This window comes from Pseudolabrys sp. (assembly GCF_035943735.1).
Taxonomy (GTDB): Bacteria; Pseudomonadota; Alphaproteobacteria; order Rhizobiales; family Xanthobacteraceae; genus Pseudolabrys.
In genome coordinates this window covers 159,609-183,372 of record NZ_DASZBV010000016.1, presented here as the reverse complement: position 1 = coordinate 183,372, position 23,764 = coordinate 159,609, and the positions used below count along the sequence as shown (strand labels likewise).

Sequence of the window (23,764 nt, the reverse complement as noted above, 5' to 3'; positions counted from 1 at the left end):
GGCCCGCGCTCACGCCGCCGTCTCTTCGGTCGCCGGCTTGCGCAGATGCGTGCGGTTGGACAATTCGGCGCCGGCCTCGGTGTGAAGCCGCATGAAGAACAGCACCGAGATCATCGAGACGGCCGCGACCGCGAGGAAGGCGGGGGGGAAGTCGTTTGCACCGAGTTCGCCGCCGCCGCGGATGCGCTGGGTGATGTCCACGGCCAGCGCGCCGAAGGCGACGCCGGTGGAGATGGCGAGCTGCTGCGCCACGCTGACGAGCGAAGTGGCGCGGCTGACGCGCTCGGGTTCGATGTCGGCGTAAGCGAGCGTGTTGATGCTGGTGAACTGCAGCGAGCGGAAGAAGCCGCCGATCAGCAGCAGCCCGAACATCCAAAAGACCGAAGTGGTGTTGGTAAACGTCGCGCAGACGGCAAGGAAGCTGGCGCTGATGACCGCGTTGGACAGCATCACGGTGCGAAAGCCGAAGCGGCGCAGGATGCGCGCCGCCGCCATCTTCATGGTCATGGCGCCGACCGCCGAGGCGAAGGTGACGAGGCCGGACTGGAACGGCGTCATGCCGAAGCCGATCTGCAGCATCAGTGGCAGGAGGAACGGCAGCGCGCCGATGCCCATGCGGAACACGAAGCCACCGACCACGCTGGTGAAGAAGGTCGGGATCCGGAACAACGCCAGATCGAGCGCCGGATGCGGCGTGCGCTTGGCGTGCACCAGATAGGCGACGATGGCGACGGTGCCGCCGCCGATCAGTGCGGCGACGATCCACCAGGGCAGGAAGTTGAGGCCGAGGACCGAGAAGCCGAAGGCGACGCCGGCGATGCCGACGCCGGACAAAGTCATGCCGACGAGATCGAAGGGCGCGTGATGTTCGACCTTCAGGTCCTCGATGTAGCGGCTGGCGAGGATGATGCCGAGGATGCCCATCGGCACGTTGATGAGGAAGATCCAGTGCCAGGTGGCGTAGGTGATGATGAAGCCGCCGACGGGCGGTCCGAGCACCGGGCCGATCAGCGCCGGCGTCGTCACCCACGTCATGGCGTTGACCAACTCGCGCTTGGGGATGGTGCGCACCAGCACGATGCGGCCGACCGGCGTCATCATCGCGCCGCCCATGCCCTGGAGGACGCGGGCGATGACGAAGTCGGTGAGCGAGCCGGACAGCGCGCAGCCGATCGAGCCGACGACGAAGACCGCGATCGCAGCGCGGAACACCGTGCGCGCGCCGAAGCGGTCGGCGGTCCAGCCGCTGGCGGGAATGAAGACAGCGAGAGACAGGAGATAAGAGGTGACCGCGAGCTTGAGCGCCAGCGGATTGGTGCCGAGGTCCTTGGCGATGGCCGGCAGTGCCGTGGCGATGACGGTGGAGTCCAGGTTCTCCATGAACAGCGCCACCGCGATGATCAGCGGAACGACCCGGTCGGCGCGCATCAGCATGGACTCCTTCGGCGACAATAGGGGAACGGCGGCCAAAGGAAAAACATGCGGCTGGGGACTTTGCGGGCGGGGCGGGCGGCGGCAGGTGCGGCCCGCTTCAAGCGCGATCGGGTGGCGGAAGGAAGACACATTCCACCGCCGGAGTTCATAACAGCCATCCGGCGAATTCCCTAGGAATCGGCGGGGACCCATGCTATCGACCCACGCCAACCCAAAAGCGGGCCGGAACGGCGTGGGGAAACCCCCGCGTCAGGCTTATTTTCAGCCTCAAACCGGTGTCACGCGCCCCGCGGGTGTGATGGAGTTGGCAGATGGCGGACAACAGGAACGCAAGCCCGCGCGAGGCGCTGACCTTCGACGACGTGCTGATCAGGCCCGGTCTGTCGGAGGTTTTGCCGAGCGACGTCGATGTCCGCTCGCGCATCACCCGCTCGATCCCGCTCAATCTGCCGATCGTCGCCTCGGCCATGGACACGGTGACCGAGAGCCAGATGGCCATCGCCATGGCGCAGGCCGGCGGCCTCGGCGTCATTCACCGCAATATGGAGCCGCATGAGCAGGCGGCGCAGGTCCGTCAGGTCAAGAAGTTCGAGAGCGGCATGGTGGTCAACCCGCTCACCATCGGGCCGCAGGCCGCGCTGCAGGAAGCGCTCGATTTGATGAAGGAGAACCGCATCTCCGGCATTCCGGTGGTGGAGGGCGGCGGCAATGGCGGGCCGGGCAGACTGGTCGGCATCCTCACCAATCGCGACGTGCGCTTCGCCACCGATCCGCGTCAGCGCGTCGCCGAGCTGATGACCAAGGACAAGCTCATCACCGTGCGCGAGGGCGTCAGCCAGAGCGAGGCCAAGCGGCTGCTGCACCAGCATCGCATCGAGAAGCTGCTGGTCGTCGACGACCAGTATCGCTGCGTCGGCCTCATCACCGTGAAGGACATCGAGAAGGCGGTCGCCAATCCGAACGCCTGCAAGGACGAGCAGGGCCGCCTGCGCGTCGCCGCCGCCACGACGGTCGGCGACAAGGGCTTCACCCGCACCGAGGCGCTGATCGCCGCCGGCGTCGACCTGGTCGTGGTCGACACCGCGCACGGTCATTCGCGCCTGGTGCTCGACGCGGTCACGCGCATCAAGAAACTGTCCAACCTCGTGCAGGTGGTCGCCGGCAACGTCGCCACGTCGGAAGGCGCCAAAGCGCTGATCGATTGCGGCGCCGACGCCATCAAGGTCGGCATCGGCCCGGGCTCTATCTGCACCACGCGCATCGTCGCCGGCGTCGGCGTGCCGCAGTTGACCGCGATCATGGATTGCGTCGACGCCGCCCGGGCCACCGGCACGCCGGTCATCGCCGACGGCGGCATCAAGTATTCCGGCGATCTCGCCAAGGCGATCTCGGCCGGCGCCGACTGCGCCATGGTCGGCTCGCTGCTCGCCGGCACCGACGAGACGCCGGGCGAGGTATTCCTCTATCAGGGCCGCTCGTACAAAACCTATCGCGGCATGGGCTCAGTCGGCGCGATGTCGCGCGGCTCGGCCGACCGCTACTTCCAGCAGGACATCAAGGACAGTCTGAAGCTCGTGCCGGAGGGCGTCGAGGGGCAGGTCGCCTACAAGGGCTCGGCCTCGACCGTGCTGCACCAGCTCGCCGGTGGCCTGCGCGCCGCCATGGGCTATGTCGGCGCCAAGGACATCCCGTCGCTGCACCAGAAGGCGGAGTTCGTGCGTATCACCGGCGCCGGCTTGCGCGAAAGCCATGTGCACGACGTGACCATCACGCGCGAGAGCCCGAATTATCCGACAAGGGTGTAGGCCACTCTTCGTTCGAGTCGGATACGAAGTGCCAGGTCCTGCCTTATTGAGGTTTCTGATACTTCAGCACGAACTCATCGATTGGCGTGGGCGCGTGGAAGACGATCACGTCGCGGGTATCTTCCGGATGACGCAGAAAATTGCCTGTCCCAACAAGCTTGAACCCGGCCGCTTCGACTTCCTTTCGCAAGACCGCTTCCTCGATGCGGTGTAACGTCTTCCCGACAGTAGCCCCATCGCCCGCTTTTGCAGAGTGGTCGGCGATCACCAGGTAGCCGCCCGGCTTCAACGCCGCAAAGAGCTTTCGATTCATTTCGGCACGATCGACATGCATGTATGTCATGTCGTGATATGCGAAGAAAAACGTGATGAGGTCGAGGTTGCGCACCTCCGGCGGCAGCGGGTCGTCGTAGTTCCGCACGATATGGACGACGTTCTTCATCACGGGGTTCTTGCTGCGTGCGTCAAACTTACCCTTGACCTGCCGCTCGAGGACTTCCGCCGAGTCCTGGGCATAGACGACGCCATTTGGACCGACAGCCCGCGCCAGGAGCTCGGTCGTGTAGCCAGCGCCCGCTTCCATATCGAGCACCTTCATGCCTTCTTTCACACCGGCAAAATTCAACAGTTTGACGGGATCGCGGCGCTTGTCGGTGTTTCGGTCGGCGTCGGTTCGATCGGGCGCGGAGACGATGGCGTTGTAATCTTGCGCGACCGCGTGCGTTGACAACGTGCTCGTAATCGCCAGCGCCGCAAGCGTCGCGAATATACGTTTCATGACTTTTTTGCTTTCGCGCGTGAGTGAGGACTGGCACGGCCGGCGAGTCTTTCGCGCCGCCTGCTCATTCCGGGATCATGATGCCATGATAACCGGCCTTCGACTTCCAAAACTAGTCACACCGTCACGACATTGCAACGCGCTATGAGCCGCTCAAAGGCAAACTTGCGCAAAGAACAGGGCGGCGTGCGCTGCTCGTTCCCCCGCCTCGTCCGCGTTGCGACGATCCGGAAGGCCAAAACCCGTCCACTTCCGGTCAGGGTCGGGAGCCGATCAAGGGCGCACCGCGGACTGAGGTTGGCTGGCGGCTCAACCGTCTGGATGGCGCGTGTCGTGCCGATCTGCTAGAGCGGCGGACGTGATCGCAAGGCAAAGCCGATGACCATTCGCTTCGTCCTTCTTCCGCTGTTCGTCGAGGTGCTGCTCACCTTCGGCCTGTACTTCTGGATGGCGTGGCTTCGCACGTCGCTGATCCGCAGCCGCGCCGTGCATCCGCGCGACATCGCGCTACGCGAGCCGAACTGGCCGCCGCATGTGCTCCAGGTCGCCAACGCCGCGCACAACCAGCTCGAACTGCCGCTGCTGTTCTACGTGCTGACGATCCTGTCGATCATGACGCACCACGCGGACGTGATTTTCATCGTGCTCGCCTGGATATTCGTGCTGTCGCGGCTTGCCCATGCTTGGGTGCACACGACCAGCAACCGGATATCGGTGCGGGGCCCCGTGTTCGGCCTCGGCCTACTGGTGCTGCTGATAATGTGGCTGATCTTCATCATCCGCATCCTCACCGGGCTGCCCTGAGCGGGGCCGCGCGCTTTTCCATTGAAATGACCGCGGGCAACGGCTAGGTCGCGGCATGACCCCCGCCGCCCGCCTGTCCGCCGCCATCGAGGTGATCGCCGCCATCGATGCCGAGCGCCGCCCCGCCGCCGACGCGCTGAAGGCCTGGGGCCTCGCGCACCGCTTCGCCGGCTCCGGCGACCGCGCCGCCATCGCCGGGCTCGTCTACGACGCGCTGCGCCGGCGCGCCTCGAGCGCGTACTTGATGGGCGCGGAGACGCCGCGCGCCATCGTGCTCGGCATGCTCAGGCGCGAGCGCGGCCTCGACGCCGACGCGATCGCCAGGCTCGCCGACGGTTCACGCTTCGCGCCCGAGCCGCTCAGCGATGACGAGCGCACGCGGCTTGCGTCCGGCGATCTTGCCGGCGCGCCGCCGCATGTCGCCGGCGACTACCCCGAGTGGCTCGACGCTGCTTTCGCCGCCACCTTCGGCGACGAGCGGGCGGAGGAGGGCGCGGCGCTTTCCTCGCGTGCGCCGCTCGACCTGCGCGTCAATACGCTGAAAGCGGAGCGCGAGCAGGCGCTGGCGCAGCTTGCCGACCTCGGGCCGGAACCGACGCGCTGGTCGCCCTGGGGCCTGCGCATCCGCCTTGCCGCCGAGGCAAAGAGCCCGGCGGTCCACGCCGAACCGGCGTTTCTGAAAGGTCTTGTGGAAGTTCAGGACGAGGGCTCGCAGCTTGCGGCGCTGTTCGCCGGCGCCAAGCCTGGCGAGCAGGTGCTCGACCTCTGCGCCGGCGCCGGCGGCAAGACGCTCGCGCTGGCGGCGATGATGGCGAACAAGGGGCAGATCTTCGCCACCGACGACGACAAGCGCCGGCTGGCGCCGATCCACGACCGGCTCAAGCGCTCGGGCGCCCGCAACGTGCAGGTGCGCACCCCGAAATCCATCGGCGGCGAGATCGACGACCTCAAGGCGCGCATGGACCTCGTGCTCATCGACGCGCCGTGCACCGGCACCGGTGCGTGGCGGCGCAATCCGGACGCCAAATGGCGCATGCGTCCCGGCGCCCTGGAACAGCGGCAGAAGGACCAGGCCGAGGTCCTCGACCGCGCCGCTCCGATGCTCAAGCCCGGCGGCCGCATCGCCTACGTGACCTGCTCGGTGCTGGCCGAGGAGAACGGCGGCCAGGTCCGCGCCTTCCTCGCCCGTCACCCGAGCTTCACGGCGGCGCCGGCGGCGGACGTCATGGCGCCGCTCGGCGAGCGCGCCTTCCTGTTCGGCAAGGCGGTGCGGACGACGCCGGAGGGCCTGCTGATGACGCCGCGGACCACCGAAACCGACGGCTTTTTTGTCAGTATCCTGCGGGCGGGTCAGGCTCCTTAACCAAATCGCTATGGGGACAGGTGCACTTTCCCCGATTGTGCCGCAATCACGGCCCAATAAACCCCCGAAGTTCCTATGTCTGAGCCGCACGACTTATCCAGCCGAGGCTTCCCTCCCATGTTGGTGGCGACGCGCGATCCCTTGCCCGCTCCCGGGGCGCATGACGGCTCGTCACGGCCGCCGCACGTCCCGGTTCATTCGCGCTCGAGCCGCATCATGACGGCGATGCAGATCGCCGGCTCGGTGCTGGCGATTCCGGTCGGCCTGGCCAGCGCCTATTCGGTCTATCGCGCCAATTTCTCGACCGACACGACCTGCCAGACCTTGCGCGCCAACATCATCTCGATGCTCGACCGGAAGCTCGACCCCACCACGCAGCGCATGCTGGTGCGGCACGACGTCGAGACCTTCGAGAAGACCTGCGGTGGCGTCGATCCCGACGCCGAGGCCGCGTTCCGGACGCTGCTCGCCATCGGCAAGGGCGCGCCCGCGCACGTCGCCGCGCCAGTGAAGCATGTCGAGGCGCCGGCGCGCGTCGAGCCGAAGGCGGCGAAGGCGGAGCCGGCGCACGAGGCGCCCAAGCTCGAGCTGCGCGCCGCCGTGCCGGCCGAGCCGGTGAAGGAGCACGCGCGCGAGGCTGTCCGAGAGCCGGCGAAAGTCACGCCGAAGGAGACGGCCAAAGACGTTTCCCACCCGCCGGCCAAGGAGTTGCCGAGAGACGCCAAAGCTGAGGTGAAGGAGCAGGCCAAGCCTGCCGTCGCCGACATCGCGCCGCTGCAGCAGCACGATCCCGCCGCCGACGCGCAGTGGGTCGACGCCGTGCGCAGCGCGCTGACCGCGCATTCGGAGCAGGCCGTCGAGGCGGCGCCGGTCGTGCGCGGCGCGCCGCCACGCGCCCTCGGCGAGATGGCGTCCGCGCCGTCAGCGACGAGCGCGCCTGCGACCGCCGTACCGGCAGCCACCATCGCAGCTCCCGTGCTTCCGCCGCCAACACAGGTCGGCGACCCCGATCGCACCGTCGCCGCCGCGGCGCCGGCCGCGAAGCCTGACCATCCGGTGCCGCCGGGCTCGATTCCCGATCAGGACGGTGCGGCCCCGAATGGCTGGCTGAGCAAGGTGCCCTTCGTCGGCCAGGTGCTGGCGAAGTAAGGGCGCGTCCGCGCTCCGACCGGCGCGGGTTACGCCCGGTCACATGAAATCCGGTCATCGAACTCATCGAAAACTTTGACGCCGGATTCGGGTGGCGTGCGCGGCCGCAGCCGCCTACCTAGGGCGGACGCAATGTTCCGTCCGGCGACGTCGTTCTCATGAAATCGTTTCTCGCGCGCTTCTTCCTGATGCTCGGCAACATCGTCATCGGCCTGTCGGTGCTCGCACCGGCCGGTATGCTGAGCCAACTCGCCGACGGCCTGCACGTCGGCATTCACGACGCCGGCCTGCTCGTCACCTGGGGCGCGGTGGTGCTGTGCGTCGGCTCGCCGCTGATGGCGTGGCTGACGACGCGCATGGACCGCCGCCTGCTGCTGGTCGGAACGCTGATCGTTGTCGCCGTTGCGCAGGGCGCATCGGCGCTGGCGTCGAGCTACGGCGCCGTGCTGGCGCTGCGGCTGGCAATGCTCGCCATCGCGGCGATCTATACGCCGCAGGCGGCGGCCACTGTCGGCCTCATCGTGCCGGAGGCGCGGCGGCCGAGCGCCATTGCCTTCGTCTTCCTCGGCTGGTCGCTGGCGGTCGCAGGCGGCCTGCCGCTCATCACCTTTCTCTCCGCGCATTTCGGCTGGCGCGCCGGATTTGTCGTGCTTGGCGCGGTCTCGGCGGTCATCGCCGTGCTGGTGTTCGCGACGCTGCCCCGCGGGCTGGCCGGCAAGCCGCTGTCGCTGGCGAGTTTCGCCACCATCGCCCGCAACAAGCGGCTGATGACGATCCTGATCGTGACCATGCTGCAGATCTCCGGCCAGCTCACCGTCTTCGTCTATCTCGCGCCGCTGCTGCGCCGGCTGATCGGCGCCGACAATCTCACCGTCGAGGGCTTCTTCGCGCTCTTCGGCGTGGCTGCGCTCGTCGGCAACATCGTCGCCACGGCGGTCGTCACCGCGCTCGGCACGGAGGTGACGCTGGCGCTGTTCCTGGCGGCCACGACGCTCGGCCTGGCGATGTGGACGTTGGGTGCGGCTCTGTTCGCAGCAGCGGCCGTCGCCATCTTCTTCTGGGGGCTCGGCTTCGCTGCCGTCAATTCGATGCAGCAGGCGCGCCTGGCCGAGACCGCGCCGGATCTCGCCAGCGCGTCGATCGCGCTGAACACGTCCCTTGTCTATGTCGGCCAGGCCGTCGGCTCCGGCATCGGCGGTGTGTTGTTCGCACGAGGCGCGTTCACCGCCATGGGCACTGTCGGCATCGCTTTCATGATCGCCGCCTGCGGACTGGCCGCCGTCACCTGGCAGCGCCGGCGGGTGGTCACCGCGACGCCTTGATCTGCGCGAGCAGCGCCTCGACGTGCGGCAGCATGCGCGCGACGACGATGCGGTAGCCTTCGGCATTGAAATGCGCGTGGTCGCGGGCGCGGTACTTTCCGGGCGGCAATCTGAATTGCGCGTAGGGCACGTGCGCGGCGCGCGCGATGCCGGAGAGATCGAGCGAGCCGAGGCCGATCAGCAGCACGACGATGCGCCGCTTCTGCAGGACGCGCACGATTTCGGCGACGTTGGCGCGCATCTTCGCCGCCGGAATGTGCAGGCGCAGATCGTTGGTGCCGACCTCGACCAGCACGATCTTCGTGTCGGGATCGACGGCGAGATCGAGCCGGTGCAGCGCGCCGGCCGAGGTGTCGCCGCTAATGCCGGCGTTCTTCACGACAACGTCGTGGCCCTTGGCGCGGAGCTGCCGTTGCAGTTCGGCCGGATAGGCGTCGGTGCGCGCCACCAGCCAGCCGGCGGTGGCGCTGTCGCCGAGCGCGACGATCTTCAGCGGTGCGGCTTGCGCGGCGAAAACGCCTGTGCCAACGACGACGATCAGCAGCGCCGCGAGCGTGCGAAGCAAACTCAATTCAACACCCCCACCATCGCCCCCATCAAACACGTCGTCAGCGTGCCGGACACGATCGTCTTCGGTCCCAGCGAAACGATATCGGCGCGGCGCTCCGGCGCCATCACGGTGAGCCCGGCGATCATGATGCCGAGCGAGCCGAAATTGGCAAAGCCGCACATCGCATAGAGGAGAATGAGTCGCGAGCGCGCGTCGAGCGCGTCGGCCGGCAGTTTGGCGAGCTCGAGATAGGCGATGAGCTCGTTCAAGACCGTCTTGATGCCCATCAGCGATCCGGCGGTGACCGCCTGATCCCAGGGAATGCCCATCAGCCAGCACACCGGCGCCATAACGAGTCCGAGCAATCGTTGCAGCGTGATCGACGCGCCGGCGACATCCGGCAGCAGGCTCAAAATCGCATTGGCCAGCGCCACCAGCGCCACGAGCACGACCAACATCGCGATGATGTTGAGCAGCAGTTCGAGCCCGGCGGCGGTGCCGCGCACGATGGCGTCCATGGTCGAGTCGGCGATGGCGCCGACCTCGACATGCCCCATGTCGGTGCGCTGACCCGGTCTGTCCGGCACCATCAGCATGCTGATGAGCAGCGCGCCCGGCGCGCTGACGATTGAGGCGACCAGGATGTGGCCGGCGACGTCGGGAATGACCGTCTTGAGAATGGTGGCGTAGAGCACGAACACGGTGCCGGCGATGCCGGCCATGCCGCCGGTCATTACCATGAACAGTTCGCCACGCGTCAGCCGCGCCAGATACGGTTTGATGAACAGCGGCGACTCGACCATGCCGAGGAAGATGTTGGCCGCCGTCGACAGGCCGACCGCACCGCCAATGCCCATGGTGCGCTCGAGCAGCCAGGAGAAGCCGCGCACGACCGGCGGCAGGATGCGCCAGTGGAACAGCAGCGTGGTGAGCACGCTCATCACCAGCACGATCGGCAGCGCCTGGAAGGCGAGGATGAAGTCGGCGCCCGGCGTTTTCAGGTCGAACGGCAGCGTGCCGCCGCCGAGATAGCCGAACACGAACGAGGTACCCGCGCGCGAGGCCTCGCCGATCGCATCGGCGGCGCGGCCGACCAGCGCGAACGCGACCTTGAGCTGCGGCACTTCCAGCAGAAGCACGGCGGTGGCGACGGTGACCGCAAAGGCGACGCCGACGCTTTTCCAGTCGACGGCGCGGCGGTTCTCGCTGATCAGATATGCGAAAGCGAGCAGGGCAAAGACGCCCAGCGCCGATTGCAGGTGCAACATCCTGAGCCCTCATCCGGCGCTGCGCGCGCCGGCCCCATGCGCACGATGCGCGATCGGCTCTGGCAAGGCAATGCGCGTGCCATGCCGTTTACGGCTGCGGCGGCTCGACGCGCCGCCGCACCATCGACAGCATCAGGTCCCAGGCGTTGCGGATGTTGAAGCCCAAAAGCAGCAGCACGGCGGCGGCCAGAAGCTCGAGCGACCACGGCCAGTGCCGCAGCATGGTCACCGCCGCGGCGAGCATCGCGGCATAGGCGATGCAGGGCATGAGTCCGTAAGCGAAATGGTCGGTGATGAAAGTCGTCCATCCGTTGCGGACTATCTGTACGGCGGCATAGGCCGAAACGCCCAGTCCCGCCGCCGCGCAGATCCCGATCGCCAACGGTACGACCGCCTCGTGCGACGGCATGAGTGCCAGCGCTGAGACGAAGAACACCTCCGAGAAATGGATCACCACCGAGGTGAAGAAGGCGCGCGTGGCGCCGGCGCGGGCTTCGGTCAGGAAACCGGCGCCGAGCGAGACGGCGACGAAGAGCAGCGCAACCAAGGTCGCGCCCGCAGTGCCGACCAGCACATAGAAATCGTGCCAGCGCTCGATCTCGCCCGGCATCTCAGCCGCGGCCGACGAACGGCATCGTGTTGGCCATCACCGTCATGAACAGAACGGTGGTGTCGAGCGGCAGGCCGGCGATGTAGACCACGGCGGCGCCGACGCTGTCGGCGTCCATGCGCGGCTCGATCATCTTGCGGCCGTCCGGCTGCAGCACGCCTTCGCCCTGCACCATGCGGTCGGTCAACGGCGTCGCGGCATTGCCGATGTCGATCTGGCTGACGCAGATGTCGTATTTGCGTGTGTCGAGCGAGGTCGACTTGGTCAGGCCGGTGATCGCGTGCTTGGTGGAGGTGTAAGCCACCGAATACGGCCGCGGCGTATGCGCCGAGATCGAGCCGTTGTTGATGATGCGGCCGCCGCGCGGCGACTGGTCCTTCATGATCCTGATGGCTTCCTGCGTGCACAGGAACATGCCGGTCAAATTGGTCTGCACCACGTTCATCCAGGTCTCGTAGGGCAGGTCCTCGAGCGGCACCGGCGGCGCGCCGATGCCGGCATTGTTGAACAGCACGTCGAGGCGGCCGAAGCTCGACTTCACCGTGGCAAACAGCGCCAGGATCGACTCGCGTTTGGAAACGTCGGTCGGCACCGCGAGCGCCTGCGCGCCGATGGCGTTGATCTCGCCCTTGACCTGCTCGAGCGGCTCCGGCCGGCGTCCGGCCAGCACCAGGCTGTAGCCGGCCTTGGCCAGCGCCACCGCCACCGCGCGGCCGACACCTGTGCCCGCGCCCGTGACCATTGCGATCTTCGCCGTCATGGCGTCTCCCCGTCGTGAATTTTCTGATGGCTTCCGCATAGCAACAAATCGGCGCCCGCGCCATGCGGCGCGCGCCGGCAACGCCAATACGGTCGTGTGCGGTCAGCTCGCCAGTGCGGAGGGCAGGTCGGCCGGGAGGAAAGCGCCGGGGCGGCCGAGACGGGCGGTGATCTCCTCCGCCTTCATCGACGCACCGAAGCGGAAGCCCTGCATGAAGTGCACGCCGGCGGCGCGCAGGAACAGGTGCTGGTCGGCGGTCTCGACGCCCTCGGCGGTGACCTTCATGCCGAGGCCGCGGCCGAGGCCGACCACGGCGTGCACGATCGCCGCGGCGTCGGCGGCCTTCTCGATCGAATGCACGAAGCTGCGGTCGATCTTGAGCTTGTCGAAGGGATAACGGCGCAGGTACTGCAGGCTCGAATAGCCGGTGCCGAAATCGTCGAGCGCGATGCGCACGCCCATCGCCTTCAGCCGCAGCATCGCCTGTTCGGCGCTGTCGACGTTGCCGAGCAGCACGCTCTCGGTGAGCTCGAGCTCGAGCCGCTTCGGGTCGAAGCCGGTCTCCTCGAGGATGCGCTCGACCTGGCCGACGAATTCGGGACGGCGGAATTGCAGCGGCGACACGTTCACCGCCACCGTGAGGTCCGCCCAGGCGTCGCCGTCGAGGCAGGCCTGACGCAGCACGAAGGCGCCGAGCTCGACGATGCAGCCGGTGTGTTCGGCGAGCGCGATGAACTCCGCCGGCGAGACGTCGCCGCGGGTCGGATGCCGCCAGCGGCAGAGCGCCTCGACGCCGGCGAGCTTCTCGCCGCTCTTGTCGACGATGGGCTGATATTCGACGCGCAGGTCGCCGATGGCGATGGCCTCGCGCAGGTCGCTCTCCAGCAGCTTGCGGCTCGACAGCGCCGCGTCCATCTCGGCGTCATAGATGCAGGCGCGGTTGCGGCCTTCGTTCTTGGCGCGGTAGAGCGCCATGTCGGCGTAACGCATGACGTCGGCGGCGCCCGGGCAGGTCTTGTCGATGACGGCGATGCCGATCGAAGCGCCGATGACGATGTTGTGGCCGCCGACCGAGTAGGGCGTGCAGATCGCCTTGATGATGCGCTGCGCCAGCGTCTGCATGGGCTCGGGGCCGTCGGCGATCGGCGAGATCACCGCGAATTCGTCGCCGCCGAGGCGCGCGACCAGATCGCCGCCGCGCAAGGTGTTGGACAGGCGCAGCGTGACGTTGCGGATCAGCTCGTCGCCGATGTGATGGCCGAGCGTGTCGTTGACGTCCTTGAAATGGTCGAGGTCGACGTAGAACAGCGCGGCGGTGCTGCCCGAGTTGCGCACGTCGGCGATGGTGTTCTCCAGCCGCTCGCCGAAATAGATGCGGTTGGGCAGGCCGCACAGGGGATCGTGCATCGCCAGGAAGCGCAGGCGCGATTCACCGGCAGCGATGGTCGCGGCGGTGCGGCGCATGTAGCGCAGCACGAAGGCGGCGAGCAGGGCGAAGCCGGCGAGCGCCACGGTGATGAACGGCGCGACGCTGTGGACGATGTCCGTGCCGGGCTGCTTCGGCGTCCAGGCGAAGCGGGCGATGATCGAGCCGTTGGGGGCGTGGATCTCGTCGACGATCTGGCTGGTCGCCGGGCCCGCCTTGTGCGCCGGGCGCAGGTCGCTGAGGCGCAGCTGGTCCGCGAGCATGTCGAGCAGGTCGAGGTCGACGAATTTGACGGCCACCATCAGCGGCGCGGCGAGCGCGTCGCCTTTGTCGCCCGCGACGGGCGGCGCAACGGCGGCGGCGGCGATCACCGCCGGGCGGCCGAGCAGGCGCATGAGGACTGCGACATGCGAGCGGCTGTTGGCTTCGGACGGATCGAGACGCAGCGCCGTTTTTGGCTCGGCGGCGTCGCCGTGCATGAAGGCGGCGAGGTCGGCGAGCGCCGGTGCGGCGGCGCTCAGCCAGTTCGGCGCCGGGGCGCCGCCGCTGCCGACGGCAAAGATCTGCTGGCCGCGTGCGTCGAGAATCGCCAGCGCGTCGTGGTCGAGGAAATTGTCGACCCACGGCGCGATGCGTGCGTTCATCCAGCCGGGATTGGCGTGGTCGCGGATGTTGCGCACCGCCTCGCCGGAGGTGGCGACGCTCTCGAGGTCGCGCAGCATGCGCCCGCCATAGGTCGCCAGCGCGCCGTTGAGCAGTTGCCGTTCATGACCGAGGGACACCTCATCGGCGCGCCGCGCCGACGACAGCACCGTCACCACGATGCAGACGATGGCGACGGCGACAATGGCGCCGATCGGCACGACGACGCTCAGCCGCGCGCGATCCCAATGGCTATAGGGCCGCTGCTCAGGTCTGCCCTGACGCGTCGATGACGGCACCGATGTCCCCTAAGCTTCGGTATGGCCTTGCATTTCCGGGGGAAATCTAAGGTGGTAAGTCTTGCCACGGTCTTTCAACTCACATGGCTAGATCGGCAAATTGGCATATCGCGCGTCAATTCATGGCCGGCGGTTAACGGGCGCTTAATGGCGCCACCGCGGCGCGGCCGGAATTGGAACTTCACGCCGGCGCGCGAGCTCGCCATAGGCCGGACGCACGGCGCCGTCGCGGCCCTGCATTTCGTCGAACGCGGCAACCATGACACGTCCCCAGCAGCGGGAGCGCCTCCTTAGGACGGCTCCGCGACAGCGCGCGGCAAGCTTCAGGCCAATGAAAAAAGCCTTCGAAATCCGCACGTTGCTCGGCCGGCGCGCAGCCAGCGCGGGAGCGTTGCCTATTTCTTGGGCGGCCCCGGATGGGGACAACCGGGCGTCCGGCCGGAGCGCGCTTGAGCCGTGGGAAGGGGCGGGCTAGGTGTTCGCGAGGCGACCCGCCAAGGTACTCCCCATGACCGTCAGTCCCGAGATCGTCACCGCCGCCGTTCTGGTCATCGGCGACGAAATCCTGTCCGGCCGGACGAAGGACAAGAACATCGGCTACATCGCCGACTACTGCACCGCCATCGGCATCGACCTGAAAGAGGTGCGCGTCATCTCCGACGACGAGGCGGCGATCATCGCCGCGCTCAACGCGCTGCGCAGCACTTATACCTACGTCTTCACCACCGGCGGCATCGGTCCGACGCACGACGACATCACCGCCGACTGCGTCGCCAAGGCTTTCGGCGTGCCGCTCGACGTGCATCCGGAGGCGGTGGCCATTCTAAAAGAGCGCCTCGCCAAGACCGGCGGCGAGCTCAACGAGGCGCGCCTGCGCATGGCGCGCGTGCCGCGCGGCGCCGCGCTGGTCGCCAACAAGGTGTCCGGCGCGCCCGGCTTCTGGACCGGCAACGTCATCACCATGGCCGGCATTCCCGCGGTGATGCAGGCCATGCTCGACGAGGTCGCGCCGAAACTGAAGACCGGCGCCAAGTTGATGTCGGAGACGATCCGCGCCGACGCCAAGGAAGGCGACATCGGCTCGCCGCTCGCCGCGGTCGCCAAGGCGCATCCGGAAACCATCATCGGCAGCTATCCGTTCATCGACGACAAGCTCGGGCCGAACACCAACATCGTCGTGCGTGCGCGCGATGCGCAGAAGCTCGCCGCGGCGAAGGCGGCGGTGGAGGCAATGCTGGCGCGGGTGCATGCCGAGGTCGCCACGACGACGAAGTGAGTCAGGAGAAATCCTCGATGGCGAAAGCGACCGAGCCGCCGCATCCGGAAAAAATCTTCCCCGTCTCGTGGGACCAGTTCCATCGCGACTCGCGCGCGCTCGCCTGGCGGCTGCACGCGGCCGGGCCGTTCGACGCGCTGGTCTGCATCACCCGCGGCGGCCTGGTGCCGGCGGCGATCGTTGCGCGCGAATTGAACGTGCGCATGATCGAGACGGTCTGCATCGCCAGCTATCACGACTACAAGAATCAGGGCGACATCACGGTGATCAAGGGCGTCGCCGCCGAGATCACGTCGATGCGCGGCGAGGGCAAGGGTGTGCTGATCGTCGACGACCTGGTCGACACCGGCAAGACGGCGAAGGTCGTGCGCGAACTATTGCCGGCGGCGCACTTCGCCACCGTCTACGCCAAGCCGATGGGCCGGCCGCTGGTCGACACCTTCGTGACCGAGGTGTCGCAGGATACCTGGATCTACTTCCCGTGGGATACGGGGCTGTCTTACGTGCCGCCGATCCGCGCCGGCGGAGAATGATTGCGTGCCTCGGACGCATCGCGGCACGTAAGTGCTGCGATGCAGATCCGGGGCCTTCGCAGATGCCGGCGCCCGCGACGGTCCCGGTTCTGCGGCGCACCGCTGACGCGCTGCGCCGCGCCCGGGACACGTGGCCGGAACGGTGGGCTTCGTGTAGGATGGCAAAAAACCGCAGGGAGCCCGCCATGACCGCCGCCGCCGCCAAGCACGACGCGCCCGATCTCATGTCGCGCCACGTCAAGCCGGACGAGATGCCGTGGCAAAAGCTGCAGTTCCCCGGCTGCGAGATCAAGCCGCTGTATTTCGATGCGAAGACCGGGCAGGCGACGCTGCTGTTCAAGATGGAGCCCGGCGCCACGCTGCCCGACCACGAGCACGCGCTGCTCGAGCAGACCTACGTGCTGGAGGGCTCGCTGGTCGACAAGGACGGGCCGGAGGCGGGGCTCGAGGTGAAGGCCGGCGAATTCGTCTGGCGGCCCGGCGGCAGCCGGCATTCGGCCTGGTGCCCGAACGGCGGCCTGATGATCGCGATCTTCCAGGTGCCGAACAAGTTCTTCGGCACGGACGGCAAGGTCACCGATCCCAACGGCAAGGACTGGGACGCGGCCTGGGGTCACGTCTTATCGAGATAGATTTGCAACGTCTCGCGTCGGGCTTGAACGCCGCGCGGGACGCGGCGCAAAGCCCACGTGCGGACGTGGCGGAATGGTAGACGCAACGGACTTAAAATCCGTTTCTCGTAAGGGAGTGAGGGTTCGAGTCCCTCCGTCCGCACCAGATATTTTCAATGGCTTACGAATGTCGTTTTGAAAATTGATACTCGACCAATGCCGGCAGCTTGCACAAAATGCTTGTATCGAGCGCGGCATCCTCTAGCGCGCTCTCCGGAGGAGCCTGCATAGCTGGGCACCGCTAGCCGTTTGGTTGCGCTACCAGCACCGTCAAGGCGGCATCAATTAGCCCCCCCCACGGTCACGCTCGCCTTTAGCAGCTTCTCCGAGGATACATTCGATCAGCAAGTGCGGCTGATGCTGACGCGCTGCCACATAGGCCACGCGTCATCTGGAGGCAGTGAGCGGGGTCGCCATGGTTCGTGCGCCCATTTACTGCCACGCAAATTACGCGCGGCTCGTGTCCATGGTAGGTCGCCGAATGCGCGGTCCGCGGTCGGCTTGACCACACGTGCAGCGAGTGCTGCATTAGGTACGAGCTTGGGGGAGAGAGGGGAATGTCTGCAGAAACTCAAAATGCTCCGGATCCGAGCCACCCAAATCGCGAGAAACAAAGCCGTCGCAGAAGGCTGACCGGCTACTTAGAGGAGCACGAACGTATCTTCAATGTGCTCAACACAACGATCACCGCGATATTCACAATTATCCTTGCCAGCTCGACCGTCCTCCTCTGGAAAGAGACGAAAGACCTTAGAGATTTTGCGCAGGAGCAAAGCGAAGATATGAAGGCCTCGATTCCTGAGGCCGCGCGTTCTGCCGCTGCAATGCAGGACGTTGCTAAAGCAGTTGCTAACAGTGCGAAAGCAGCGAATGAGAGCACGACGTTGTTCCGAGAGGCTAACGTCAGGCAGATGCGCGCCTATGTGACAGTGGGTTTAGGCGGCGTCGTTAGGCAGGACACGAAGACAAATTATCATTTTGAGGTACGGATGGTTCTCCAGAACCTTGGCAATACGCCAGCATATAACGTTCGGACTGTCTCTCGCGCGGGAATCTTCGATTTCCCGCCGCCGAAAAACTTCCCGTTTCCCATGATAGACGCGACTGTCCCTAAGGGCGCCGTCGTCGGCCCGCATCAGAATTACATCATCACGGCATTCGCGGATAAGCTATATTCCGATGAGGATATCAATGAAGTCGAATATGGATCAAAGAAGCGGCTCTATGTCTATGGAGCCATTACCTACGAAGACGCGTTCGGGATCAAACGACATACCAACTTTTGCCAAGTCATTTTGTACCTGAAAAACAATGGCTTTATGAGCCAGAATTCTGTGAAATATAACGACTCCGATTGATTCATGCTAAAGTGCTTGATGCATCACGCTTGGCCGTCAAATCGAAGGGTTGCGAGCCGATCCAGCGATGCGCGGTCTTCATACCCGTTACAGCGCGGCAATGCATGTCCTGCAATCGAGTCCGCGCGAATCAGTTCTTCGTCCGTCCGCCTGGCACGCATCCTGCATTGCCTTCCTCAAAGAGGAGGTTGGCATGCGAAGAATCGCCACGGTGCTCCTTGTGCTTACGGGTGCGGCCCTGATTTCGACACCGGCCATCGCGCGGTGGAAGCAGGACCACGCCAAGGCCGGTCCCGAGGAACGGGCCTGGTATCAGCGGCAGGAAACCACGGCCGAGACGCGCAAGCGCCTCGGCGCGAAATGGTACAAGTTCTGCTGCGACGATGCCGACACGGTCAAAGCGAAGTTCGCGCTGAAGGAAGACCGCTGGTTCTACCAGGCCGCCGGTGACGGCGAATGGCGCGCCATTCCGCAGGACGCCGTGCAGCAGGATGTGCAGACGCCGCACAGCGAGTCGGTGCTGTTCGTCGACGCGACCTATCTGCACGCCGGGCCGGTGTGCTTCTTCCCCGGCGGCGCAGGCGCCTGAAGCTCTAGCGCTTCGCCGCGTCGAAGAACGCCTTCGCGCCGGCGCCGATGAGCCGCGGCGCGTGCGTGTAGATGTAGCGCACGCCCTGGCCGATGACCTTGCCGACGTTCTCGGTCGAGGCCGGCATGCCGGGCGTCTTGCCGGCGCGCACGATCTTGGCGATCGTCGCGTCGATCGCCTGCGCCACCGCGGGCGCGGCCGGGTTGCCGGGGAAGCCGAGCGACTGCGACAGGTCGGACGGGCCGACGAAGAACACGTCGACGCCGTCGACCTTGAGGATCTCGTCGACGTTCGGCAGCGCCTCGGCGTGCTCGAACTGGACGATCACCACAGTCTCGTCGTTGGTCTTTTTGATATAGTCGGCGGCCGAGCCGGAAAAGCCCCAGTCATCCGGCCGCGTGCCGGCGGCGAGCCCGCGGCCATGCGCGCTGCCGAACTTGACCGAGGCGACCGCGCTCCGCGCATCGGCGGCCGTGTTGACGTGCGGCACCTGCACGCCGGCGACGCCGCGGTCCATCAAGACCTGGATGTCGATCACCGTGTTGAGCCGCGGCCGACCGATCGGCGTGATGCCGGCCGCGTCGGCGGCGATGCACATCAGTTCGACGTCGGCGGGCGACAGCGAGCCGTGCTCACAGTCGAGCAGCACCCAGTCGAAACCGGCGAAGCCGAGCATTTCGACGAGTTGCGGCGAGGGAAACATCACCGAGCAGCCCAGCGCCGGCGCGCCCGCGGCGAGTTTCGCCTTCATCCGGTTTGGTTTCATGCCCGCGCTCCCCGACACCGCTGTTCGCGCTCCGGGCGGAGCGCGACCGAACGGTGCAGGCCCGGCGGGCGAGCGTCAAGCGCGCTCGGGGGCGTCGGCCTGCGGCTGGCCGTGGTGGTTCGCGCCGTCGATGAGGATGCTCGGCTTGGCGAACTCCTCCAGCCGCTGCAGGTCGTCGACCTGGATGTCGCGGCCGGAATTGTGCACGCCGTAGCGCACGAGATAAGCGAGATTGCGCGACAGGTTTTCCGGCGCCATGCCGAGGCGGGAGGCAAGGATGCGCTTGTTGAACTTGAGTTCGACGCTGCCTTTGTTGCCGCGCGCGGTGCAGCTTTGCACGATCCACGCCGCCAGACGCTCGACGCTGGTGCGCAGCTTCTCGTTCATCAAGAGCCGCATGATGTCGCGATAGGAGTCGGCCAGTTCCTCGGCCACGGCGCGCGAGAAGCCGGCATCGCGGCGGAACGCCTCGCGGAGGACATCGGCCGGGATGCTGAGCGTGCGCGCGGACGAGACGGTGCGCACCGACTTGATGGCGACGGCGTTGCTGATGATGGAGGGCAGGTGAATCGCGGTCACCGGCTCCTCGACTTCGATGGTCGCGCTCTGGCCGTTGTGCCCGGCGAAAAGCTCGACCGCCCCTTCGACCAGGATATGAAGAACGCGCGGGCGGTCGCCCTCCTTGCCCAGCATGGTGTTCTTCGGGAAGCGATTGACCATGGCGGCGTCGCGCAACGCCCGGAAGTTCGCTTCGCTGATCGCAGCGAACAGCGGCGTCGCCCGCACGAGATCCCAGTCCGACAGAGGGTATTGCATGAAAGCCCCACAAAATTCATGCATTTGAATATTTACACCCTCACACAAGGCCGCTCAACGCGGCATTGATAAAGGTCAATCGGAAAACGATTTGGACGACGGCAAGCGGGCCCCGCCTTGGAAGTGGTCTTATGATGCCACCAATCAGGGCGCCGGCCGGACCACCACCAGCGACCCATCGGCCAGCCCCAGCGCGACCGGCGGTTTGGCGCTGTCGGCCAGCACGGCCATATCGGTCGCGGCCGCCGCGGGCAGGGCGATGCTGCCGATCTCGTGCGCCTGCGGCGTGAACCCGATGAAGTGGAGCCGCGTGCGATCCATTGACGGCACGGCGAGGTCGGCGACGCCGTCGCCGTCGAAGTCTGCCACCGCGTCCATGTCGATGGCGCGGGTGCCGGCAATGTGGTCGGCGGCGTCGGGCACGGCCGCGCGCTGGCGCAGCCGCCCGCCGTCATAGGTCCAGAGCTGCAGTTCGCCGACGACGTGCGGCTGGCGCACCAGCGCGATCTGCTTGTTGTCGTTGCCGGCGCCGGTGAAGTCGGCGATGCCGGCGACATCGAGCCAGCGATGCGGTGCGCCCAGCGCCGGCGTCTCGGCGACGATCTCGTAGCGGTTCTTGCGCAGACCGATGACCGCCAGGCTGGAGCCTTGCGTCAGCGACGATTTGATCAGCACGACCTCGTCGTGTCCGTCGCCGTCGAGATCGACAATGCGTGGCTTGAGGTCTTCGAACACGGTATCGGGCTTGAGCTTGACCGTCTGTTGCGCACCGTCGCGGCGGACGATTACGACTGCGCCGGCCTCGAGCTTGTCGCCGAGAATGCCGTGGTCGTAGCGGTCGGTCGGCTCGGCGAGCCAGGCGCGCGCGATGTCGCCTGAGCCGATGGCCACATGGCCGTCGGGTAGCGCCCCCTCGGGCCGCTCGATCTTCGGGCCCTCGTCGAGGAAGGTCAGGACTGGCCCCTTGTCGCCGATCGTCAGCCGGTACCAAAGCCCGCCGGCATTGACGTCGACGCTGCCGTCGACCGTCTCGATCGCGTCGACGCGCGCCGGTGTCGGCACGGTCTCGATGCGCCATCCTGCCGCCTGCGCCGCGGTGCCGATGAGCAAGGCGAAAGCAGCGACGATGACGGGACGCATGCATACTTCCTAGAGCGAGACGCGGCGCAGCCGCAGCGCGTTGCCGACGACGCTGACCGACGACATGGCCATGGCCGCGGCGGCGATCACCGGCGACAGCAGCAGGCCGAACACAGGATAGAGCACGCCGGCGGCGATCGGTACACCGGCGGAGTTATAGATGAAGGCAAAGAACAGGTTCTGCCGGATATTCCGCATCACCGCCGCCGAGAGCGCGCGGGCACGCACGATGCCGGTGAGGTCGCCCTTCAACAAGGTGATGCCGGCGCTTTCGATGGCGACGTCGGAACCGGTGCCCATGGCGATGCCGACGGCGGCGGCGGCGAGCGCCGGTGCGTCGTTGACGCCGTCGCCGGCCATGGCGACGACGCGGCCCTCGCGCGTGAGCTTCTCGATGACCGCGCCCTTCTGGTCGGGCAGCACCTCCGCCTCCACTTCGGTGATGCCGAGGCGGCGTGCGACTGCCTGCGCGGTGGTGCGGTTGTCGCCGGTGAGCATGACGACGCGGATGCCGGCCTCGCGCAGCGCCTCGAGCGCGGCCGGGGTCGAGGCCTTCACCGGATCGGCAATGGCGATCACGCCGGCCGCCTTGCCGTTGACGGCGAGGAACACGGCGGTGGCGCCGTCCTGGCGCATCTCCTCCGCTTGTGGCCCGAGTGGCGTCGTATCGATGTTCAGTTCAGTGAGGAAGTTGGCGTTGCCGAGCGCGAGCCGTTTGCCTTCGACCATGCCGATCACGCCCTTGCCGGCGGGCGCATCGAAGCCGCGCACCGGAGCGAGTTCGAGCTTGCGCTCGGCCGCGGCGGCGACCATGGCCGCGGCGAGAGGATGCTCGCTGCCGCGCTCGACGCTGGCGGCGAGACGCAGGATCTGCGCCTCTTCGAAACCGTCATCGGGTGCGACGGCGACCACCTTCGGCTTGCCCTCGGTCAGCGTGCCGGTCTTGTCGACGACCAGTGTGTCGATCTTCTCCATGCGCTCGAGCGCTTCGGCGTTGCGGATGAGCACGCCAGCCTGCGCACCGCGGCCGACGCCGACCATGATCGACATCGGCGTGGCGAGGCCGAGCGCGCAGGGGCAGGCGATGATGAGCACGCTCACCGCCGCGACCAGCGCGAAGGCGTAACGCGGCTCCGGCCCGAACGTCGCCCAGGCGGCGAAGGCGAGGATGGCGGCGGCGATGACGGCGGGCACGAACCAGCCGGCGACCTGATCGGCGAGGCGCTGGATCGGCGCGCGCGAGCGCTGCGCGTTGGCGACCATCTGCACGATTTGCGCGAGCAGCGTGTCGCGCCCGATCTTGTCGGCGCGCATGACGAAACTGCCCGAGGTGTTGAGCGTGCCGCCGATGACGTGCGCGTCCTTCTCCTTGGTGACCGGCATCGACTCGCCGGTGACCATGGATTCATCGAGCGAGGAGCGGCCTTCGAGTAAGGTGCCGTCGACCGGCACCTTATCGCCGGGGCGCACGCGCAATCTGTCACCGACATGCACTGCGTCGAGCGTGACCTCCTCGTCGCTGCCGTCGTCCCTGACGCGGTGCGCGGTGGCCGGTGCGAGATTGAGCAGCGCGCGGATGGCGCCGGAGGTCGCCTCGCGCGCGCGCAATTCGAGCAATTGCCCCATCAGCACCAGTACGGTGATGACGGCGGCGCTCTCGAAATAGACTGCCGGCGCGCCGGCGTGGCCGCGGAACGCTTCCGGAAAGACGCCCGGCGCGAAGGTCGCCACCACGCTGTAGATGTAGGCGACGCCGGTGCCGATGGCGATCAGCGTGAACATGTTGAGGTTGCGCGTCAGGATCGACTGCCAGCCGCGCACGAAGAAGGGTGCGCCCGCCCACAACACGACCGGCGTCGAGAAGGCGAACTGGATGGTATTGGATAGCGTCGGATCGACCCAGTTGTGCGCGCTGACGACGTGCGCGCCCATTTCCAGCACGAACACCGGCAGCGTCAGCGCCAGCCCGATCCAGAAGCGGCGGGTGAAGTCGACGAGTTCCGGGTTCGGGCCGGTGTCGGCCGACGGCATTTCCGGCTCGAGCGCCATGCCGCAGATCGGGCAGGAGCCGGGGCCTTGCTGCCGGATCTGCGGATGCATCGGACAGGTGTAGATCGCGCCCTCGACCACCGGTTCCGGTTCGCGCGGGCCGAGATATTTCTCGGGCGTGGCGGCAAACTTGGTGCGGCAGCCGCCGGAGCAGAAGTAATAGGTCTCGCCCTTGTAGGCGTGCTTGTGCGGCGTGGTCGCGGGATCGACCGTCATGCCGCAGACCGGGTCGATGACGCCACCGGCCGCCGGCGCAGCGTGATCGTGATCGTGCCCGGCATGGCCGTGATGTGCGTGCGCGGTGTCGGTCATGACGAGACCCTTGCGATGGATACCCTAGGGGGGTATATAGACGG

21 protein-coding genes and 1 tRNA gene are annotated in these 23,764 nt (G+C 66.8%); 11 read left to right on the top strand and 11 right to left on the bottom strand.

The window, feature by feature from the left end; genetic code table 11:
- Positions 1-9: 9 nt before the first annotated feature.
- Positions 10-1,428 (bottom strand): MFS transporter, encoded by a 1,419-nt coding sequence (locus VGV41_RS09220; RefSeq protein ID WP_326863515.1) that lies wholly within the window; start codon positions 1,426-1,428, stop codon positions 10-12.
- A gap of 317 nt (positions 1,429-1,745) precedes the next feature.
- Between VGV41_RS09220 and guaB the strand changes: the two genes are divergently transcribed.
- A complete protein-coding gene (guaB, locus tag VGV41_RS09215; protein WP_326863514.1) occupies positions 1,746-3,239 on the top strand; it encodes an IMP dehydrogenase in 1,494 nt (497 codons plus the stop codon).
- 43 nt (positions 3,240-3,282) lie between these two features.
- On the opposite strand, the gene VGV41_RS09210 is transcribed toward guaB, so the two are convergent.
- A complete protein-coding gene (locus VGV41_RS09210) occupies positions 3,283-4,017 on the bottom strand; it encodes a class I SAM-dependent methyltransferase (RefSeq protein WP_326863513.1) in 735 nt (244 codons plus the stop codon).
- 378 nt (positions 4,018-4,395) lie between these two features.
- On the opposite strand from VGV41_RS09210, the gene VGV41_RS09205 reads away from it, so the two are divergent.
- The 4 genes from VGV41_RS09205 (at position 4,396) to VGV41_RS09190 (ending at position 8,655) form a co-directional block, all read left to right on the top strand.
- A complete protein-coding gene (locus VGV41_RS09205) occupies positions 4,396-4,821 on the top strand; it encodes an MAPEG family protein (protein ID WP_326863512.1) in 426 nt (141 codons plus the stop codon).
- A 55-nt stretch (positions 4,822-4,876) separates the two neighbouring features.
- Positions 4,877-6,184: an RsmB/NOP family class I SAM-dependent RNA methyltransferase gene (locus VGV41_RS09200; RefSeq protein ID WP_326863511.1), complete on the top strand. Its 1,308-nt coding sequence runs from the start codon at positions 4,877-4,879 to the stop codon at positions 6,182-6,184.
- A 216-nt stretch (positions 6,185-6,400) separates the two neighbouring features.
- Positions 6,401-7,333, top strand: a complete 933-nt coding sequence (locus VGV41_RS09195; protein ID WP_326863510.1) for a hypothetical protein — start codon at positions 6,401-6,403, stop codon at positions 7,331-7,333.
- 158 nt (positions 7,334-7,491) lie between these two features.
- A complete protein-coding gene (locus tag VGV41_RS09190; RefSeq protein WP_326863509.1) occupies positions 7,492-8,655 on the top strand; it encodes an MFS transporter in 1,164 nt (387 codons plus the stop codon).
- On the opposite strand, the gene VGV41_RS09185 is transcribed toward VGV41_RS09190, so the two are convergent.
- The 5 genes from VGV41_RS09185 to VGV41_RS09165 all read right to left on the bottom strand — a co-directional run bounded on the left by VGV41_RS09185 (position 8,639) and on the right by VGV41_RS09165 (position 14,210).
- Positions 8,639-9,226: a GDSL-type esterase/lipase family protein gene (locus tag VGV41_RS09185; protein ID WP_326863508.1), complete on the bottom strand. Its 588-nt coding sequence runs from the start codon at positions 9,224-9,226 to the stop codon at positions 8,639-8,641. The genes VGV41_RS09190 and VGV41_RS09185 overlap by 17 nt on opposite strands.
- On the bottom strand, positions 9,223-10,473 hold the full coding sequence (locus tag VGV41_RS09180; RefSeq protein ID WP_326863507.1) for a NupC/NupG family nucleoside CNT transporter: 1,251 nt from the start codon (positions 10,471-10,473) through the stop codon (positions 9,223-9,225). Before VGV41_RS09180 ends, VGV41_RS09185 begins: the two co-directional genes overlap by 4 nt.
- A gap of 88 nt (positions 10,474-10,561) precedes the next feature.
- A complete protein-coding gene (locus VGV41_RS09175) occupies positions 10,562-11,083 on the bottom strand; it encodes a hypothetical protein (RefSeq protein ID WP_326863506.1) in 522 nt (173 codons plus the stop codon).
- A 1-nt stretch (position 11,084) separates the two neighbouring features.
- A complete protein-coding gene (locus tag VGV41_RS09170; RefSeq protein ID WP_326863505.1) occupies positions 11,085-11,843 on the bottom strand; it encodes an SDR family oxidoreductase in 759 nt (252 codons plus the stop codon).
- Positions 11,844-11,945: 102 nt separating this feature from the next.
- Positions 11,946-14,210, bottom strand: coding sequence for a putative bifunctional diguanylate cyclase/phosphodiesterase (locus VGV41_RS09165; RefSeq protein ID WP_326863504.1), 2,265 nt, complete (start codon positions 14,208-14,210; stop codon positions 11,946-11,948).
- Positions 14,211-14,718: 508 nt separating this feature from the next.
- On the opposite strand from VGV41_RS09165, the gene VGV41_RS09160 reads away from it, so the two are divergent.
- From VGV41_RS09160 to VGV41_RS09135, 6 genes are all read left to right on the top strand, one after another.
- Positions 14,719-15,486, top strand: a complete 768-nt coding sequence (locus VGV41_RS09160) for a competence/damage-inducible protein A (protein ID WP_326863503.1) — start codon at positions 14,719-14,721, stop codon at positions 15,484-15,486.
- A 17-nt stretch (positions 15,487-15,503) separates the two neighbouring features.
- Positions 15,504-16,019 (top strand): xanthine phosphoribosyltransferase, encoded by a 516-nt coding sequence (gpt, locus tag VGV41_RS09155; RefSeq protein WP_326863502.1) that lies wholly within the window; start codon positions 15,504-15,506, stop codon positions 16,017-16,019.
- A 185-nt stretch (positions 16,020-16,204) separates the two neighbouring features.
- Positions 16,205-16,651: a cupin domain-containing protein gene (locus VGV41_RS09150; RefSeq protein WP_326863501.1), complete on the top strand. Its 447-nt coding sequence runs from the start codon at positions 16,205-16,207 to the stop codon at positions 16,649-16,651.
- 59 nt (positions 16,652-16,710) lie between these two features.
- Positions 16,711-16,796 (top strand) — tRNA-Leu (locus VGV41_RS09145).
- A 451-nt stretch (positions 16,797-17,247) separates the two neighbouring features.
- Positions 17,248-18,048 (top strand): hypothetical protein, encoded by an 801-nt coding sequence (locus VGV41_RS09140; RefSeq protein ID WP_326863500.1) that lies wholly within the window; start codon positions 17,248-17,250, stop codon positions 18,046-18,048.
- Between the two features lie 193 nt (positions 18,049-18,241).
- Positions 18,242-18,637: a hypothetical protein gene (locus VGV41_RS09135; RefSeq protein WP_326863499.1), complete on the top strand. Its 396-nt coding sequence runs from the start codon at positions 18,242-18,244 to the stop codon at positions 18,635-18,637.
- Between the two features lie 4 nt (positions 18,638-18,641).
- Here the strand turns inward: VGV41_RS09135 and VGV41_RS09130 are convergent, their stop codons facing one another.
- The 4 genes from VGV41_RS09130 to VGV41_RS09115 all read right to left on the bottom strand — a co-directional run bounded on the left by VGV41_RS09130 (position 18,642) and on the right by VGV41_RS09115 (position 23,720).
- Positions 18,642-19,403: an HpcH/HpaI aldolase family protein gene (locus VGV41_RS09130; protein ID WP_326863498.1), complete on the bottom strand. Its 762-nt coding sequence runs from the start codon at positions 19,401-19,403 to the stop codon at positions 18,642-18,644.
- Between the two features lie 75 nt (positions 19,404-19,478).
- Positions 19,479-20,219, bottom strand: a complete 741-nt coding sequence (locus VGV41_RS09125; protein ID WP_326863497.1) for a helix-turn-helix domain-containing protein — start codon at positions 20,217-20,219, stop codon at positions 19,479-19,481.
- A 144-nt stretch (positions 20,220-20,363) separates the two neighbouring features.
- On the bottom strand, positions 20,364-21,359 hold the full coding sequence (locus VGV41_RS09120; protein WP_326863496.1) for a hypothetical protein: 996 nt from the start codon (positions 21,357-21,359) through the stop codon (positions 20,364-20,366).
- Between the two features lie 9 nt (positions 21,360-21,368).
- Positions 21,369-23,720, bottom strand: a complete 2,352-nt coding sequence (locus VGV41_RS09115) for a heavy metal translocating P-type ATPase (RefSeq protein WP_326863495.1) — start codon at positions 23,718-23,720, stop codon at positions 21,369-21,371.
- Positions 23,721-23,764: the final 44 nt, after the last annotated feature.